Below are 17,547 nucleotides of genomic sequence, written 5' to 3'. Positions count from 1 at the left end.
AAAATATAGCAAAGTGCATAAAAAATAGAAATAAAATATTGAATAAATTATGCGATATTGCTATAATTATACTGACAAGCTGCGAAATGACCGTATTGAAGTTTACAGAGAGGGGTGTATTCATGAAGGAAAAACGGAAACTTGCGCTGTCTACACAGATTTTTATTGCACTGGTGCTTGCGATTGCCGCCGGCATCGCCTTTACCGGAAATCCGGAGCTTGCGACGAAATTCATCAAGCCCTTTGGTACCATCTTTCTGAATTTGATCAAGTGGATCGTCGCGCCGCTGGTCTTTTTCTCTATTATGTCCGGCGTTATCTCCATGAAGGATATTCGCCGGCTCGGGGCGATAGGCGGAAAGACCGTTCTCTACTACATGTGTACGACTGCCTTCGCCGTGACGATAGGTCTGATCTTTGCAAATCTTTTCAAGGGGACCTTCCCGGTATTGCAGACGAGCGATTTAAGCTACGAGGCCAATTCCTCCGTGAGTTTTATGGACACGCTGGTCGGCGTCTTCCCGAATAACTTCATGAAGCCCTTTGTGGAATCCAATATGCTGCAGGTGATTGTGGCCTCTCTCTTCATCGGCTTCGCGATCATCCTTGCGGGAGAGAAGTCCGGAAAGAGCGTGGATGCAGTTTTGGCAGTAAATGAGATCTGCATGAAAACGATGGAGATGATACTGAAACTCTCACCCATCGGCGTCTTCTGTCTCCTCTGTCCCGTCGTCGCGGAGAACGGCCCGTCCATCATCGGCTCTCTCGCGAAGGTGCTGCTGGTCGCCTATATCTGCTATGTCATTCATGCGGCTCTGGTCTATTCCATGACGGTCGCGGCAATTGGAAAGATGAGCCCGCTGAAGTTTTTCAGGGGGATGATGCCGGCTATCATTCTGGCCTTCTCCTCCGCCTCCTCTGTCGGCACCCTGCCCATGAATATGGAGTGCTCAGAGAAGCTCGGCGTTCCGAAGGATATCTACTCCTTTGTGCTGCCGCTCGGCGCAACCATCAATATGGACGGAACCGCGATCTATCAGGGTGTCTGCGCCATCTTTATCGCAACCTGCTACGGACTGAGCTTAAGCTTTTCCCAGATGCTCACCATCGTGCTCACGGCTACCCTCGCTTCTATCGGCACAGCGGGTGTGCCCGGTGCGGGTATGGTGATGCTCGCCATGGTGCTGGAGTCTGTGGGGCTGCCGGTAGAGGGAATCGCGCTGGTGGCCGGCGTGGACCGTATCTTTGATATGGGCCGCACAACTGTGAATATCACCGGCGATGCGGCCTGTGCGGTCGTCGTATCCGCAAAGGAGAGGCTCAGCGGGAAATAAAGACTGCCCCGGAAGGGATGGGTATAGGAACAATGGCTGCGGCGGGCGGAGACGCCCGCTGTTTGCGTACAGGAGAAGGAATATGAGAGTTTGTTCCGGAGGAAAATCCGAACAGATGGTTTTGTGCAGAACTGTCCGGGCGGATAAAGAAAGTGAGGGAGCGTGCAATGGAGAATATCAGGCTTACAAAATTGACAGAGTGTTCCGGCTGTGGTGCAAAGGTCGGAGCAGGGGAGCTCGCCAGGCTCCTTCAGGATCTTCCGGTGCACCGGGATGCACGGCTGCTGGTCGGCTATGACAAGAGCGATGATGCCTCGGTCTATCAGCTCACAGAGGATACCGCCATTGTTCAGACAGTGGATTTCTTTCCTCCCATCGCGGACGATCCATATACCTTCGGGGCGATTGCCGCGGCAAATGCACTTTCCGATGTCTATGCCATGGGGGGAGAGCCCCTGACAGCGCTGAATATCATGATGGTGCCGGAGGATATGCCGCGGGAACAGGTGCACGGGATACTTCGCGGCGGATATGCGAAGATCTATGAGGCGGGGGCGATGATCACCGGGGGGCACAGCATTTATGACAGAGAGCCAAAGTACGGTATGGCAGTTACGGGTATCGTGCATCCGAAGCGCATTCTTACAAATGCGGGAGGCAGGCCCGGCGATATCCTGTTCTACACAAAACCGCTCGGTATCGGTGTGCTGACGACGGCAGGGAAGGGCGGACTGCTCTCAGAGGAGCAGCAGAGCAGAGTGAATGAGCTTATGATGACTCTGAATAAATACGCGCGGGATATTATGGTGCAGTATCCCGTGCATGCCTGTACAGATGTCACGGGCTTTGGACTGCTGGGGCATCTCCTGGAGATGTCACAGGGGGCGGATGCGGAGATCCATATCTGTACAGAGAGGCTTCAGTTTCTTCCGGGCGCACTTGAATTCGCAGAGCTGGGCCTGGTTCCGGCCGGGGCATACAGGAACCGGCGCTATGCGGAGCAGGCGACAGAGCTTGGCGCCCTGCCGCTGGCGCTCCAGGACCTGCTCTTCGATCCGCAGACCTCCGGAGGACTGATGATCGCTGTCGCGCCGGAGGCAGCGGATGCGCTCGAGGCAGCTCTGCGCCGGGATGCGCGCGTGCCAAAGGTGCAGCGCGTCGGAGAGCTGCGGGAGTACCGGGGAAGCAAGCGGATATTTGCAGAGTAATGCATGTACGAGAATTTGAGACAGACTGCATGGTACGGAAGCAGGGGAGCTTATACTGACGGAAAGTATTTCTGTAAAGACGTGAAAGCGGATGTAGTGTGACAGGGTCAGTCTGTCAGACTTTCCTCCTCTTTCGGGGGAAAAGTCCTCTCAAGGTATGCTGCGGTACTCTGCGGCACCAGAGTGCGGAGCGTCTCTGTCCATCCCTGCTTCTTAAGGAGCGCGCGCACGCGGGAGGCGCTGATGGGGGCGGAAGCATCGGAGACCCGGGGGATTTCTGTAAACTGAATGCCGCGCGCGGGCAGAAGCTCCCGCATGGCGCGGTTGTAGCGCGCGGTGGTGGGATCCAGCGGCTCCTCGCCCGCAAAGCGGACTGTGATGTTCAGCGCGGGGGCGATGCGTTCCGCGAAGAGGGTGATATCCAGCTCGCACTGCAGAGCGGCGGCATCCTCCCCGGCCTTCAGGAAATAGCTGGGAAAAGTGGAGGCAGAGATCATGTAGGGCCCGCTGAATACAGGGTATACATTTTTGAGATCGCCGGTCGCAGCTTTCACAAGCTCCATTCGCACGGCGGAGGAGAACATGGAGCGATCCTCCTCGACGACAAAGAGATACAGAAAATCACAGCGCGCCGCGGCATAGGCAACGAGCGCGCGGTGCCCCAGCGTGAAGGGATTGCAGTTCATGACGATCGCGCCGATCTGTGGGCCGTGTCCGGCATCAGCCGCAGCTTTTTCGGAAATCACCTTGAAATCGGAGGGAGCGGCGGCGCGTATCGCAGCAGCGTAGCGCTCGGGGCCCTGTGCTCTGTTTTCCAGCATGGTGACCTGCTCCGTATGCGCGAGCACATGAAAGCCGCAGGAGAGAAACAGCGTCTCATTGTGTCTGCGGGTGATGACGAAGAGCTCCGAGATACCGGCGGCAAAGCGGTTTTGCAGGAGCTCTGAGACGAGTGCGCCCAGCATATTATGACCGCGGAGCGAGGCGTCAAGCGCAAAGCACTTCAGCAGTGCGCCTGCGGCGCAGCCGCAGCCGTGCAGCACCTCATCCTCATCATAGACGCCATAGGCCAGCTCGATATCCTCCTCAAAGCGGAGCTCATGCGCGCTGAGAAATTCTGAGAGCGCAGTGCGCTCCGGGGGATAGCTTAGAGCGATTTCTCTGATATAATAGTCTTCGATCATAGGGTCTCCTCTGTCCGGCGCCGCGCGGGTCTTTGTCTGTGCCGGGAATCATACATCCATCATACAACAAAAGCGGAGCTGCAGCATGTGCTTTTTGGACAGCGAAGGGATGAAGGGGACGGAGACTCACATTTTAAGGAAATACGGAAAAGGAGAGCACTGCCTTGGGTCTGTGTGTTGAGCTGCAAAATATTACGACTTCCTACGGAGGGCCTCACATCCTTTCCGATCTGAGCATGCGGATTGGGAAGGGGGAACTGCTGTCTCTCCTGGGAGCCTCCGGCTGCGGGAAGACAACGCTGCTGCGCGTGATCGCCGGATTGCATCAAGTATCATCAGGGGAGATTCTCTTTGACGGAGTATCTGTAAAAGGTCTTCGACCGGGTCAGCGCGGCATTGGGATGCTCTTTCAGGAGCGGCGCCTCCTCCCGGCGATCACGGTGCGGGAGAATCTGGAGATCTGTATGCGGCCGGGCGGTCTCTCCGGAGACCGGCTTCGTGCGGAGGCAGAGCAGTACCTGCGTCTCTTTCGTATGGAGGATTACGGCGACACCTGTCCGGAGGAGCTCTCCGGTGGACAGCAGCAGAGAGTGGCGCTGGCCCGTGCCTTCTGTATGAAGCCTCGTCTTCTCCTGCTGGATGAGCCCTTCACAGGTCTGGATGAGGTGCTCCGGGAGGAGCTGTCTGTACAGCTGCGCTCGCTGCAGAGGCGGCACGGCATTACGACCCTTCTTGTGACGCATGACAGAGCGGAGGCGCAGCGGATTTCCGACCGGGTGCTGCTCATGGAACAGGGAGATAGAACGGAGTTCAAAGAGCTGCTGTAAAGCGCCTGAAATTTGGATATTTTGAAGCTTGTTTTTCCGGCGCTTTTTTTGTAGAGTGCAGGAGAACAGAATTGTTTTCTCAGAATTAACTGAGGGTGCGGAGCGCAGGCTCCGCCACAGGGAAAGGAAGTAGACAGAGTGAGCATCAGGATAGGTATTTTGGGCTATGGAAATCTGGGACGCGGAGTGGAGAGCGCCATCCGGCAGAATCCGGATATGGAGCTGAAGGCTGTATTTACAAGAAGGGCGCCGGAGAGCGTTAAGCTGCACACGGAGCATATTCCCGTCGTGCATCTTGAGGATATCCGGGCGTGGAGAGATGAGATTGATGTGATGGTACTCTGCGGCGGCAGCGCGACGGATCTTCCGGAACAGATGCCTGAGTACGCGAGAGAATTCAATGTGATCAACAGCTTTGACACGCATGCGAAGATCCCGGAGCACTTTGCAGCGGTGGATGCAGCTGCGCGGGAGGGCGGAAAGGCTGCGCTGATCTCTGTCGGCTGGGATCCGGGGATGTTTTCCCTGAATCGTCTCATCTCGACGGCGATTCTGCCGGAGGGGAAGAACTATACTTTCTGGGGACGCGGCGTGAGCCAGGGGCACTCGGATGCGTGCAGGCGCATACCGGGTGTGCTGGATGCGAGACAGTATACGATACCTGTGGCAGAGTCCGCAGCGCGTGTGAGGAGAGGGGAGCAGCCGGAATTCCAGACCGGAGACATGCACACCAGAGAGGTCTTTGTCGTGGCCGAGGAGGGGGCGGATCGCGCTGCAATTGAGGCAGAGATCTGTTCCATGCCGAATTACTTTGCGGATTATCACACCAGCGTACACTTTATCTCTGCGGAGGAGATGCAGAAGAACCACCAGGGACTTCCTCACGGAGGCTTTGTGATCCGCAGCGGAGTGACCGGCTTTTTGAAGGAGCATAAGGAGATTGTGGAGTACAGCGTAAAGCTCGACTCAAACCCGGAGTTTACCGGAAGCATACTGGTTGCCTACGCGAGGGCGCTGTACCGTCTTGCGTCAGAGGGACGGAAGGGCTGCCTGACCGTCTTTGACATTGCGCCCGCTTACCTGAGCCCGCTGAGTGCTGAGGAGCTTCGCGTACATCTGTTGTAATACCTTTTCTGTACACTGCAGGAACAGGATCAAAAGGACAAGGGGCACGGACTGGCATATTCAGTCTGTGCCCCTTGCTTTATGCGCATGATTGCGCGGCTGTGTTACTCCGTCTGTTTTTGCTCTCTTTTTGCGACTTCTGCTGCGAGTGCCGCCTCATGCCGCTCTGCCTCCGCTGCGAGATCGTCACGGAGACGTGCCTTAATCACACGGATGATGAGCTCTTCCGATTCCTCGATGCCGTAGCTTGCACTGTTGATGCAGAGGTCGTAGTGAACTGCATTTCCCCATTCATAACCGGTGTAACGCCTGTAGAAGCGCGCGTGTTTTCCGTCCTCTCTGCGCACCTCGCGGCAGGCCTCCCTGTAGCTGATTCTGTGCAGCTCCATAATACGGCGCGCCCGGATCTCAAAGGGCGCCGTGATGAAAATGCTGACATGGGGGATTCCGGCATTGCGCAGGATGACATCCGCGCAGCGTCCCATCACGACAAAATCCTCTTTTTTGGAGCGCTCCTCAATGTACTGACTCTGGTTGAAGAAGAGCGCGTCCTCGGCCGGAAGACCGTGATAGCGATTGAAATTGCTGGTGATGAGGCGCACGCCCCGGAGAGAGCGCAGCTGCTTCAGCCTGTCCTCGACGCATTGATTCTTCGGGGTTTCCTTCTGTGCCTGAAGACGCTCAATCACGTCCTTGAAGATGGTCGCGTCGTAGTAGTTGATGTGCAGGTTATCCGCAAGCTTAAAGCCGATGTCGGTTCCGGCACTGCCGTAAGTGCGGCCGATGCAGATAACCAGCCTGTCCTCTGTCGTAAATTTCTTTGCGCCGGTGGCGAAGGGATTCAGGGTGATGCGCCGCTCATCCACGATATCGTAGGCATCGCGTGCAGTTTCCATGCCGCTGATTTCCTGGAGGATCTCGTTGTACTCCATCATTAGCTCTTTTCTTGCAGCAGGGTCGGAGATGGTTCTGCCCATATTGCCGATCAGAGCCAGATCGCTGTGTATCAGCTCCCCGTCGGGAAACAGACTCAGCTCGCGCTCCAGGAGCGCGACGACCTTTTCTCTTCCGCCGATCAGCGTGCGGCCCAGTGTGGAGCCGGACAGTCTGTATACACGCTCGTCGAGATCATAGATGCGTTCCGCCAGTGCGCGGCAGTTATTTTGCTTTTGTTCCATTGTAGTTCACCTCCTCAGCGGAAGAAAATCAGTGTGTCGATCAGGAACACGGGCACCAGGAAGGTAAGTGCCCAGAGTACGTAGCCGAAGAAGGAAGGCATATGAATACCGTTCTCGTCGGAGATGGATTTTACCATGAAGTTCGGCGCATTGCCGATGTAGCTGTTTGCGCCCATGAATACGGCGCCGCAGGAGATGGCCTCGAGGAGCTTCACCGGGATCATGCCGAGCGAGGTCTGCACACCCTGTACCGCGCCGAGCGTTCCGGCGGTTGTGAGGAATACGAGGTAGGTCGGCGTATTGTCGAGGAAGCTTGAGAGAGCGCCGGTCGCCCAGAAGAGCTGGAAGGGCTGGGTGATGCCGAGCTTCGGGCCGAGCTCCTTCAGGATCATGAGGGCGGGCTGCATGGTGATGAAAATTCCGACGAAAAGCTGTGCGACCTCCTCAATGGCGCCCCAGGTGAAGTGGTTTGCCCGGCGGATCTCTTCCGGCGTAGTCTTAAAGGAGAGGAAGGCCGCTGCGAGGATCAGAGCGATCTCAATGAGGGAGGGGTAGCTGAGTGTCACCTCGCCGAATACATGGATGCCCTTCACGGCCCCTTCTGCGTCGAGAAAGGCCGGATTGGAGGGCAGGGTTCCGCTCAGTACGACGGCAAGGATGATCATCAGCAGAAAGATCACATTGTGCCCGCCCTTTAAGGAGAGCTCCGTGCCGGGCTCGCTGATATCCGGGCGGTAGCCCTGCGCCACATCCCTGCGGTAGTTCATGCTGTCCAGATGCCAGAAGACGAAGAGCAGGATCACCATGTTGAAGAGCAGAATCGGCATCAGGTGAAGGCTCCAGAGGAAAGGCACGCCTCTCATGAAGCCCATGAGCAGAGGCGGATCACCGAGCGGCGTGAGCGCACCTCCCATATTGGAGATCAGAAAGATGAAGAAGATCATGATGTGTTTCTTCCTGCGTCTCCAGGAATTGATCTTGATCATGGGGCGCAGCATCAGCATCGAGGAGCCCGTTGTCCCGATGATACTGGAGAGCAGCGTTCCGATCAGAAGAAAGATCAGGTTCACGGCGGGAGAGCCTGCGAGATCTCCGGTGAAGGTGATATTACCCGCCACACAGAAGAGCCCGAAGAGCATGATGATGAAGGAGAGATAGTCATTCAGGATGCACTCAAGTACAATCTCTGTCGCAGAAGAGGGGCCGTAGAAGAGTGCATATGGAAGCACAAAGAGCAGAGACCAGAACAGAACGGCCCAGAGCTTGTTGCGCTCCCACCATTCGGGTCTTAAGAGCGGTGCCGCGGCAATACTCAGAAGCAGTCCGGCAAAGGGAATGCAGAGCCACGCCGGAATCATAGAAGTACCCATAACATTAACCTCGTGTTGTTAAAATAGTATTTGTCTTCGTAATACAACTCAACAATGTAGCGCCAAAGCAGAAAAAAAGCAAATGAAAATTGAGAAATTCTCCGGTAATAAAAAAAACGGCACGCTGACGCAGCGGGCTTGCTGAGGCAGTGTGCCGTCTGTTATGAGCAGTTTACAGTGTTTCAAGATGCGCGCAGAGCGCCGCATAGGATTCGGGACTCAGGTCGTGCTCCACCTTGCATGCATCCTTTTCCGCAATCTCCTTCGGCACACCGAGCTTCACGAGGTAGCGGGTGAGTCGCTGGTGACGGTCGTAGATACGGGAGGCGATCGCTGCACCGGAATCGGTCAGGAAGATATGGTTTTCACCGTCCATGGTGATATAGCCGTTTTCCCGGAGATGCTTCATTGCGATGCTGATGCTCGGCTTGGAAAACCCCATGAAATTGGCGATGTCGATGGAGCGAACCAGGCCGTTCTGCTCTTTCAGCATCAGAATTTTTTCGAGATAGTCCTCGGCGGATTCATGAATTTGCATTGTGATACCTCCTTCTTGGCTTGCACTTACATTAACACATTCCAGATGGGCATACAAGGAAGAAAGTGCAGAGACTTGACCGCGGGCGGGGAGAGGGCTAGAATACAGAGCAGAGGGACGGGGAGAGACCTCAGTCCCGGGGAGGTACAGCTTTGGCAAACGGATTTACAACAGTGATAGGGATACTGCTTCTTGTCGGTATCGTACTCATAGTGCGCTATATCTTAAAGCACGGCAGCAAGAAGGCTTCTTCCTGTAATGGAAACTGTGGCTCCTGCGGCATGGGATGCATGTCGGCCTACTCCTCCGAGCGGGCCCAGTTTGAGGAGATTATGAAGGAACGCAGGGAAAAGCAGAGGAGCTGACTGTGGGTCATGCTGCCCGTGGCCCGGTGTATGAAGGAGAGAATAGTTGAGGCTGTCCTCTCTTTTTTATTGCGGTGTCTGACCAATCGGCGGCGTGCTTTCTGGCGGAACTGAGGTGCTGCTGGAGGCGCATCGCCACAGGAGGAACGAAATGAAACAGCTACTTTTTCGAATCGGGGGAGGCTCAGCGGGGATACTGCTGCTCTGGCGCATCCTCTATGCCGCCGGAGGTATCCTGCGTGTGCCGGAAGCAATCGGAAACCGCAGCTATCGCTCGCCCGGCGAGCTCACCGCAATGGTGCTCATTTTCTGCGTGTTTCTGCTGCTCTGCACCGCCGTTTTTGCGATCGCACTGGCTCTTTCGGTGCTGGCAGGGGAGAGCCGCAGGCTGCGCGCACTGTACATCGCGGTACTCGCGCTGCTGCTCTATATTTATGCCTGCCTGTACGGCTATCCGCTTCTCGACAACCACTTTACGACAGCCTGGCTCATGACCGGAAAGTACACTGCGACTTTGATACGCTCCCTCCTGACCCTGTTTGCGGGTGTCTTTGGCAGGGGATTTCACTGGAATGATACTGTCGCATGGTATGCGGTCTGCGCCTGCCTTCTGGTCTACCCCTTTGTGCTGCTGGAAAGTTTTCTCGGCACGCGAAATTTCTGGCCGGTTCTGGTCGCAGCTCTGCTTCCGTCGTTCGGCTGGCTTGTGGCACATTGGTGCGTGCTGAAGGGAGGCGAACAGCTCTCAATCGGTGCTGTGACGGCAGTGGCGATTGGATTCTTTTTATATTATTTCACGGATGCGGCACAGCTTGGCAGCGAGCGGAAGGAGAGGAGGCGGAGAGCCCTGCTGAAGCTGAGTCTCAATGAGAAACGGCGGAATCTTCTGATACTTCTCTGTGTGCTGCTCTGGGGGCTTACAATCTATCTCGGCAGGATACGTTCCTTCGGCGCCGTGATGCGGCTCATTTTCTCGAGCAGTGTCTACAGCTATCAGAACAATCTCTATGCGCTGGCGGATCTCCGCATCGCACAGGCGCTCGCGCTCTCCTACTTTTTGTCCCTTATAGTGCGCTGGGTGCTGTCCCTCGTTGAGCTGGAGAACCATTCGCGCTATGCGGGCTGGATGAATGCGGCCTACATGCTGCTGTTGCAGATATGGGTGCTGCCGCTGCTCTCGAAATTTATGAGGCGCGCGGCGGACAGCGCGCAGGGGGCGGTGGCCGGAGATACAGTTGCAGATGCACTGAGGACTCCGGCGAAGGAGTTTCTGCTGGTAATGGAGGCAGGAGAGCTGCTGCCGCTCTTTCTGGCAGTCACTATGGGCTCTGCTTTTGTGCTGCTCCTCTTTTTTCTGACTGTGCGCCTGCCCTTTGTGCGACTCGGACTCTGGTTTCTCGTGTGGTTTTCAGCCTGCACCTATGTCTACTGTCTGATCGGACTTTTTTATCACAGCCCGCTTGGGAACACCAGCCTCCTGATTGTCTGCTACGGCTTAAACCGTGTGCTGGACAGACTGCTCTCCGCCGGCCATAGACTGAGGGAGGCGATCTCAAAGCAGTGACAGGGCCGAGCCCACTGGCGGATACATTTACAAAACAATCAATTGAACCACAGAAGAAACCGTGCCGGGAGGCCGGCTGGCGGGGGGAGATAAGATGAGCGATTCGTTGTCGTGGAAGCTGCTCACAGAGCAGACAGTTAAAAAGGATCACTGGGTAGATCTGCGCAGCAGGAGCTATCTGCTTCCGAACGGAAGAGAGCTGAGTCCCTATTACAGCTATCACAATCGCAGCTTCACTGTGATCGCTGCGCGGGATGAAGCAGGAGATTTTATCTGTGTGCGGCAGTTTCGTCCGGGAATTGCCGAGGTGACGACAGAATTTCCGGCAGGTGGTATCGAGCCCGGAGAGGAGCCGCTGGAGGCGGCGAAACGTGAGCTGCTGGAGGAGACCGGCTGTGTCTCCGAGTGCTGGAGCTTTCTCGGACGCATCGCGCCAAACGCTACGATTGCGGACAATTACGCCTACTGCTATCTTGCAGAAGGGTGCAGAAAGCAGGCAGAGCGGCAGCTCGATGAGACGGAGTGCATGGAGACCATTGTGGTTCCACGTTCGGAGATGCAGCGCCTCATTCAGGAAGGCGGCTTTGTACAGGCTGTGCATATTGCAGTCTACTATCTCATGCAAGCCGGGAGAACACGCTGATGCGGGAGAGACTACGGCTTATCGGGCCTTATGGGGCCGGGAGTCAGAATGACTTTGATGACATGGTATTTCAGCATTCCGGCTGCGGTGTGATTGCTCTTGCGGATCTCTTTTTTTATCTGGAGCAGCGGGAGAAGTGGCGTGAGGCGGGAGAGCGCTCACATCCGGATTTCTTCAGGCAGAGCGGTGTGCAGTACAGGAGCGAGCTTGAGAAACTCTGGCATAGTTTTCCGCTGCGCCGCTTTGAGCTAGGTGTGGATGGACTCTCGCTGGCGCGCAGTTTCAACCGGCGTGCAAGAGCGCTCGGCTCTCCGTTTCGCGCACGCTGGGGGAGTTTTTGCACAGCAGAGGCGTTGCGTCGGGCTATATACAGTATGCTGCAGCGAGATATTCCGGTGATACTCTCTGTGGGACCCGGTTTCGCCCTGGAAGGAAGAAGGGGGCTGCCGCTGCGGCGGCACGGTGCTTCGGCGGGAGAGGCAAGGGATCACTATATGACTGTGGTCGGTCTGAGCAGGAGGGCAGAGGGCGACGTTCTGCTGCTTGCCTCATGGGGCGAACTTTATGAGGCTGAGTTTTCGGCTTACCTCTCGGGCAGAGCGCATCCGCCGGTATTTGGAACTCTGCTCAGCTCTGTTCTGATTATAGAGTAGCTGCTCTTTCCGGCTTTTGATGGTTTTGATTTACAGGGAATACGGCATCCTGAAGTTTGTGTCTCAGCAAAAAGAATCCGCTGTGTCCTGCAGACGGCAGAGGCACAGCGGATTCTTTTTGCTATAGGTGGAAGGTGGATTTTCTCTCAGGGCGCCTCCACCGGGCAGATGCCGGATGCACTTACTGCTTCATCTCCTTCAGCACATCGCGGATTTCTGTGAGCAGAAGCTCTTCCTTGCTCGGCTCCGGGGTCTCGGCAGGAGCCTCCTCTTCCTTTTTCCTGGCATTCTCCATCATGGCATTTGCGGCCTTTACGATCATAAAGACTGCAAGGGCAATGAATATGAAGTTCAGAATATTCTGAAGGAACAGGCCGTAGCTGAGACTCACATCTGCTCCGCCCAGCGGATTCGGAACTGTGACGGCCAGCTCGGAGAGGTTGATCTGGCCGAGCAGAATACCGAGCAGCGGCATGATGATATCGTCCACCAGAGACTTTACGATGGCGCTGAAGGCACTGCCGATGATGACGCCGACTGCCATATCAAGCACATTGCCCTTCAGAGCAAAGCTCTTGAATTCTTCCATAAACTTCTTCATAATCCCCTCCTGTAATACAAGTCAAAGTTGTGCGGCAGCTTGCCGCCAAAAGCAGTATAGCGCAGGAGGGCAAAAAAGCAACCGGAAAAGCGGTTTATTTTACCTGAAGCGGTTCGTCCTCGAGAGGAGTTGCGCCTGCCTTATTGTAGACCTTGACTATTCGGAGGCAATTTGGAAATTTATGCAATGTGTATAATTTTTTTGCTGTTTTTTATACAAGTTCTTCTGATCCATTGGATATTGTTGCGGATTTCAGAGGAATTGAGCTCAAAAGTATACCTGGGATAATATCTTTTATTCGAAAAAAGGCTTATAAATAAAGAAACGGAAGCTTTACGCAGAAGAAATGCGCGGGACAGAGTGCAGAGACAGCTGCGGAAGAATAATAGAAAACAAAGGAGGACAATTTATGCGTTATCAGATTGAGGGAGGAAGTCTGCCGGCGGTTATCATTCAGCTGGATGCGGGCGAGACAATCATCAGTGAGCTGGGAGGGCGCACATGGGCGAAGGGAACGATACTCACGGAGACAAAGGCGCCGGGAGGCCTCGGAGGCGGCATCGGGCGCATGTTTTCCGGAGAGAACATGTTCATGAGCTATTACACCGCGCAGGGACCGGCTGAGATCGGCTTTGCCTCGTCCTTTGCGGGAAGCATTATTGCGCGTGAGCTGGGCCCGGGAGAGAGTCTGATCTGCCAGAAGTCCGCGTTCCTCTGCGCGAGCTCAGGTGTGGAGCTGGCCGTGCATTTTCAGAAGAAGCTGGGTGCGGGCTTTCTGGGAGGCGAGGGCTTTATCATGCAGAAGGTGACCGGGCCGGGCGTGGTATTTCTTGAGCTGGACGGTTATGTGAAGGAGTATGACCTGATGCCGGGCGAGGAGCTGGTGTGCGACACCGGCGTGGTGGCGCTGATGGAGGAGAGCTGCCAGATGGATATCCGCGTGGTCAAGGGGCTGAAGAACAAGCTTTTGGGCGGCGAGGGGCTGGTGGATACCGTGATTATCGGACCGGGAAAGGCGTATATCCAGACCATGTCGCTGCCGCGGCTCGGCGGTGTGCTGTCTCCGTTTATCACGGCAGGAAAGAAGTGAGACTGTACTGAGAGCGGAGCCGGAGCTGCGCGGGGGGTGATGTGTGCAGATGAAAAGACGCCGGATGGGTATACCGTGGATGCAGACAGCATCCACAGGAAAAAGAGCAGATAGAACAGGATAAACAGACAGAGAGACAGCGGGGTGTAAAGGCTCCGCTGTCTCTCTGATCATTCCCTGTTTCATTTTGTTGCTCATACATACCCTGTACGATCTGTGGTAAACTATTCTCGTTCACAGGAGTCTATACAGCACATTCTGTGCTGTGATAAGATGATTGGCGGCGATCCTGGCTCTCTGCGGAAAAGAGCACCGGTTCCCTCCGGGAAGCTCGGGAGCGGATGGGAGCCGGACTCTGCGGCAGAAAAGCGCAGAGGGAAAATATAAGAACAGCGGGAGGATGAGAGATGCAGGCGGTGATTATGGCGGGAGGCAAGGGAACGCGGCTTCAGGCACTTACCAGAGGAGAGATACCGAAGCCCATGGTGCCGCTGCTCGGACGCCCGCTGCTCGCGTGGCAGCTGGAGATGCTGAAGCGCTGGAACATTACCCGCGTGACCATGGTTGTGGGCCATCTGAAGGAACGGATCACAGAATATTTCGGGGATGGCAGTGCCCTCGGCATGAAGATTGATTACGTCGAGGAGGAGGAGCCGCTTGGGACAGCGGGAGCTTTTTACTACCTGAGGGAGCGAGTCACAGAGCCTTACTTTCTGCTGGTGTTCGGAGATGTGCTCTTCGATATTGATATCGACAGGATGGAGCGCTTTTTCCTTGAGAAGGATGCGGAGGTGCTGCTCTTTGCACATCCGAATGCGCACCCCTTTGACTCGGATCTGATCCGCGCGGATGGGACGGGCAGGGTGACAGCCTTTGATTCCAAGCACAATGTCAGGGAGTACTGGTACGATAACTGTGTAAATGCGGGTCTCTACATATTAAAGAGGGAGATGCTCTCACGGGTCGACCGTCCTGAGAAGCTGGATTTTGAGAAGGGGCTGCTTGCGCCTATGTCAGAGCGCGGGGAGGCTGTGTATGCCTACCGCTCGCCGGAGTACGTAAAGGATGTGGGAACGGTGGAGCGGATTGAGAAGGCAGCGGAGGATATTCGCTCCGGCTTTATCGGAAAGCGGAATTTAAAGAACAGGCAGAAGGCGCTGTTTCTGGACCGGGATGGTGTGATCAATGTCTACCGGGGCTTTGTGCGGTGCGCGGAGGAGTTTGAGCTGCTTCCGGGCGTCTGTGAGGCGCTGCGCTGTATCAATTCTTCGGAATATCTCGCGATCGTTGTGACGAATCAGCCGGTGATTGCGCGGGGGGAGACGACAGAGGAGGAGCTTCAGACGATCTTCTGCAAGATGAAGACACTGCTCGGAAGAGAGGGCGTATTTGTGGATGATCTTTTCTTCTGCCCGCATCACCCTGATCGGGGCTTTCCGGGAGAGCGGCCGGAGTACAAGCTTGACTGCGCGTGCCGGAAGCCGAAGCCGGGCATGCTCCTTAAGGCCGCAGAGCGCTACAATATAGATCTTGCATCCTCATGGGTGATCGGAGATTCCACGGTGGATATGGAGCTCGGGCGCCGCGCCGGCTGTCACACGGCGCTGGTGCGCACGGGACAGGCGGGCACGGACGGAAAGTACAGCGCTGCGGCGGAGCTTGTGGCGGACAATCTGCTTGCGGCGGTGCGGGAGATACTCGGAAATTTGCAAGAAAAATAATAGAATGGATAAGGTCCCGGCCTGCCGGGATGGGGGATGACAGCTGTGGTGGCAGAGTGTGTTAAGCTACCACAGCTATTTTCTCTGCCTGCCTCAGCGCGCAGCGACCCAGCGACCGCTTGCACCGCAGGGGAGTATGAGCCCGCTCTCTCGCACAGGAAGGCCCAGCTCGTCTGAGACCAGTGCGCCGCCGTGTGCAGAGGCTACGGTTGTGCCGAGAATGTAGGAGAGCACGCTCGCCTGAAGTCCCGTCGTGTAGGAATTGATGAGGAAGAAGAGGGGATGCTCGGAGAGGAGGGAAGCGCAGTCCTTCACCAGCGGGTAGATGGCATCCTCGATCTTCCATATTTCGCCCTTGGGCCCGCGGCCGTAGGAGGGGGGATCCATGATAATGGCGTCGTAGTGCCTTCCGCGGCGCTGCTCCCGCTGCACGAACTTTGCGCAGTCGTCGACCAGCCAGCGGATCGGAGCGTCCTGAAGTCTGGAGAGCTCAGCATTTTCCTTTGCCCACGCGACCATACCCTTGCTGGCGTCCACGTGCGTCACGCTGGCGCCTGCGGCTGCTGCGGCAAGCGTGGCGCCTCCGGTGTAGGCGAAGAGATTCAAAACCCGGATCTCGCGGCCCGCGGCCACTGCCTCAGAGATCAGGGCAGAGAACCAATCCCAGTTTGCGGCCTGCTCGGGAAAGAGTCCGGTGTGTTTGAAGCTGAAGGGCTTCAGCTGGAAGTGAAGCGACTGGCTTTTTCGGACCGGCAGGGTCTCAGGCAGCCGATACTCGATCTCCCATTGCTTCGGCAGCCCGAAGAATTCCCATTCTCCTCCGCCGCTGGAGCTCCGCTTATAGTGGCCGGCGGGATGGCTCCAGCCCCTGTGCTCTTTTGGCGTACTCCATATGATCTGGGGATCCGGCCGGATCAGCAGATGCGTTCCCCAGCGCTCCAGCTTCTCTCCGGCGGAGCAGTCGATTACTTCATAGTCTTTCCAGCAGTTGGCAGTCAGCATAGTGTTTCTCCATTTCAATTAAGACTAAATAGGGGGAAGCGGAAGCTGCGCGCCCCCTCTCCCGGACAGTTTAGCAAAGGCCCTGCACGACATCAAGTCTTATGATTTTATGAAATGAATTGAACTGCGGGTCTGATGTGTTATGATAAGAGCATTCACCGGCCTCAGGCGGTATACCCGCACGGCTGGTATGGACAATCTGGAGGTAAATGTTATGAGGAGAAAAACATTTGGCGCAATGCTTATCGCGGCGGCTGTGATGCTGAGTCTGAATGCCTGCGGTCAGGGCGGCGGAGAGAAGAGCAGCGCTGCGGAGACAGAGCCGGCTGCTGTGACAACGGAGGCAGAGAGCTCTGTTGAGAGCAGTGTGGAGGAGAGCAGCGAAGAGGAGACGGAAGCTGAGGAGCAGGAGGAAGCTACAGAGCGGAAGACTGCTGCAGCTCCGGCAGCAGAGACGGAGGCAGAAGAGGAGATAGAGGCCGAGGAGGAAGCCCCTGTGGACAATTCTGACGGACCGAGCGGAAAGGTGACAAAGATCAAGAAGAATCGCTCCGGAAATCTCAAGAAGCCGGAGCCCACGCAGGGAGCGGCAGAGCCTCCGGCAGAGGTACTTGAGGCGATGACTGCCGCGGAGACAGCGGTAGAGGAGACGACGGGTGCAGCTGCCGCAGAGAGCTCCGCTGTACAGCAGTAAGAGAGCGGAGGAACGCAGAATGTGCGGGAAACGCTCTGATCAGCGTTTCCCTGCATATTGTGATGTATTGGTAAAAGGTGATTGTGTGCGGTACGTGGGAGGCAGTACCCTGGATGCCGTAATCGTATAATTAATATAGGAAGAGAGATGCTTCCGGCGGGAGATTTGCATAAGCTCTGCAGAAAAAGGCAGAGAAAGAGGACGCCGGAATAAAAAAGTACTTGCATCTGTTTTTTTTGTGTGTTATAGTTCATAGCGCTGTGACATGATAGCTGTGAAGCGTGAGGTTGCCGCCATCGGCGGGATATTCCGTGGAGCGAATGTCAAGTCTTGATACTGACGACAAGTCACTGTACAAATGAAGAATGTTCTTTCAAGACAAAGCTGAAGGAACAGCTGAGTGGGTTTAAAATGACACACCCGGCAATGTGTACAGTCACCGCTTGTCGT

The 17,547-nt window shown here is 55.8% G+C and carries 17 protein-coding genes; 11 read left to right on the top strand and 6 right to left on the bottom strand.

All coding sequences use genetic code 11. The features are described 5' to 3' along the window. Positions 1-122: 122 nt before the first annotated feature. Together J2S20_RS00505 and selD are read left to right on the top strand one after the other, a co-directional pair. Entirely contained in the window at positions 123-1,334 is a 1,212-nt protein-coding gene (locus J2S20_RS00505; protein WP_307251891.1) for a dicarboxylate/amino acid:cation symporter, read from the top strand. A gap of 167 nt (positions 1,335-1,501) precedes the next feature. Continuing rightward, the gene (selD, locus tag J2S20_RS00500) at positions 1,502-2,542 is read left to right on the top strand and encodes a selenide, water dikinase SelD (protein WP_307251888.1); all 1,041 of its coding nucleotides are present in this window, start codon (positions 1,502-1,504) and stop codon (positions 2,540-2,542) included. Between the two features lie 107 nt (positions 2,543-2,649). Here selD and citC read toward each other — a convergent pair whose 3' ends face one another. Continuing rightward, positions 2,650-3,726 (bottom strand): [citrate (pro-3S)-lyase] ligase, encoded by a 1,077-nt coding sequence (citC, locus tag J2S20_RS00495; protein WP_307251885.1) that lies wholly within the window; start codon positions 3,724-3,726, stop codon positions 2,650-2,652. 164 nt (positions 3,727-3,890) lie between these two features. Here citC and J2S20_RS00490 point away from each other — a divergent pair, with 164 nt between their 5' ends. Beyond that, positions 3,891-4,553: an ABC transporter ATP-binding protein gene (locus J2S20_RS00490; RefSeq protein WP_307251881.1), complete on the top strand. Its 663-nt coding sequence runs from the start codon at positions 3,891-3,893 to the stop codon at positions 4,551-4,553. A 138-nt stretch (positions 4,554-4,691) separates the two neighbouring features. Further along, positions 4,692-5,678 (top strand): diaminopimelate dehydrogenase, encoded by a 987-nt coding sequence (locus J2S20_RS00485; RefSeq protein ID WP_307251879.1) that lies wholly within the window; start codon positions 4,692-4,694, stop codon positions 5,676-5,678. Between the two features lie 104 nt (positions 5,679-5,782). Here the strand turns inward: J2S20_RS00485 and J2S20_RS00480 are convergent, their stop codons facing one another. The 3 genes from J2S20_RS00480 to J2S20_RS00470 all read right to left on the bottom strand — a co-directional run bounded on the left by J2S20_RS00480 (position 5,783) and on the right by J2S20_RS00470 (position 8,764). Next, the gene (locus J2S20_RS00480; RefSeq protein ID WP_307251877.1) at positions 5,783-6,856 is read right to left on the bottom strand and encodes a cytidylate kinase-like family protein; all 1,074 of its coding nucleotides are present in this window, start codon (positions 6,854-6,856) and stop codon (positions 5,783-5,785) included. 14 nt (positions 6,857-6,870) lie between these two features. Then, a complete protein-coding gene (locus J2S20_RS00475; protein WP_307251876.1) occupies positions 6,871-8,226 on the bottom strand; it encodes a sodium:proton antiporter in 1,356 nt (451 codons plus the stop codon). A gap of 172 nt (positions 8,227-8,398) precedes the next feature. Further along, on the bottom strand, positions 8,399-8,764 hold the full coding sequence (locus J2S20_RS00470) for a metal-dependent transcriptional regulator (RefSeq protein WP_106612424.1): 366 nt from the start codon (positions 8,762-8,764) through the stop codon (positions 8,399-8,401). 152 nt (positions 8,765-8,916) lie between these two features. Here J2S20_RS00470 and J2S20_RS00465 point away from each other — a divergent pair, with 152 nt between their 5' ends. From J2S20_RS00465 to J2S20_RS00450, 4 genes are all read left to right on the top strand, one after another. Further along, positions 8,917-9,129, top strand: coding sequence for a FeoB-associated Cys-rich membrane protein (locus J2S20_RS00465; protein WP_307251873.1), 213 nt, complete (start codon positions 8,917-8,919; stop codon positions 9,127-9,129). A gap of 151 nt (positions 9,130-9,280) precedes the next feature. After that, positions 9,281-10,693 carry a hypothetical protein gene (locus tag J2S20_RS00460; protein WP_307251871.1) on the top strand — a complete coding sequence of 471 codons (1,413 nt, stop codon included), beginning with the start codon at positions 9,281-9,283 and terminating at the stop codon, positions 10,691-10,693. A 94-nt stretch (positions 10,694-10,787) separates the two neighbouring features. After that, on the top strand, positions 10,788-11,336 hold the full coding sequence (locus tag J2S20_RS00455) for an NUDIX hydrolase (RefSeq protein ID WP_106612421.1): 549 nt from the start codon (positions 10,788-10,790) through the stop codon (positions 11,334-11,336). Further along, positions 11,336-11,989 (top strand): hypothetical protein, encoded by a 654-nt coding sequence (locus J2S20_RS00450; protein ID WP_106612420.1) that lies wholly within the window; start codon positions 11,336-11,338, stop codon positions 11,987-11,989. The genes J2S20_RS00455 and J2S20_RS00450 overlap by 1 nt, the downstream gene beginning before the upstream one ends. A 181-nt stretch (positions 11,990-12,170) precedes the next feature. Here J2S20_RS00450 and mscL read toward each other — a convergent pair whose 3' ends face one another. Beyond that, the gene (gene mscL / locus J2S20_RS00445) at positions 12,171-12,590 is read right to left on the bottom strand and encodes a large-conductance mechanosensitive channel protein MscL (RefSeq protein ID WP_307251868.1); all 420 of its coding nucleotides are present in this window, start codon (positions 12,588-12,590) and stop codon (positions 12,171-12,173) included. Between the two features lie 409 nt (positions 12,591-12,999). Here mscL and J2S20_RS00440 point away from each other — a divergent pair, with 409 nt between their 5' ends. After that, complete coding sequence (locus tag J2S20_RS00440; RefSeq protein WP_106612417.1) at positions 13,000-13,680, top strand: AIM24 family protein; 681 nt, start codon at positions 13,000-13,002, stop codon at positions 13,678-13,680. Between the two features lie 407 nt (positions 13,681-14,087). Beyond that, positions 14,088-15,401, top strand: coding sequence for an HAD-IIIA family hydrolase (locus tag J2S20_RS00435; protein ID WP_307251863.1), 1,314 nt, complete (start codon positions 14,088-14,090; stop codon positions 15,399-15,401). Between the two features lie 93 nt (positions 15,402-15,494). Here J2S20_RS00435 and J2S20_RS00430 read toward each other — a convergent pair whose 3' ends face one another. After that, positions 15,495-16,403: a class I SAM-dependent methyltransferase gene (locus tag J2S20_RS00430; protein WP_307251861.1), complete on the bottom strand. Its 909-nt coding sequence runs from the start codon at positions 16,401-16,403 to the stop codon at positions 15,495-15,497. A 214-nt stretch (positions 16,404-16,617) separates the two neighbouring features. On the opposite strand from J2S20_RS00430, the gene J2S20_RS00425 reads away from it, so the two are divergent. Next, a complete protein-coding gene (locus J2S20_RS00425) occupies positions 16,618-17,097 on the top strand; it encodes a hypothetical protein (protein ID WP_307251859.1) in 480 nt (159 codons plus the stop codon). The last annotated feature ends 450 nt before the right edge of the window (positions 17,098-17,547 follow it).

The organism is Moryella indoligenes (assembly GCF_030812885.1).
GTDB classification, from domain to species: Bacteria; Bacillota; Clostridia; order Lachnospirales; family Lachnospiraceae; genus Moryella; species Moryella indoligenes.
This window is presented reverse-complemented; position numbering and strand designations above follow the sequence as displayed.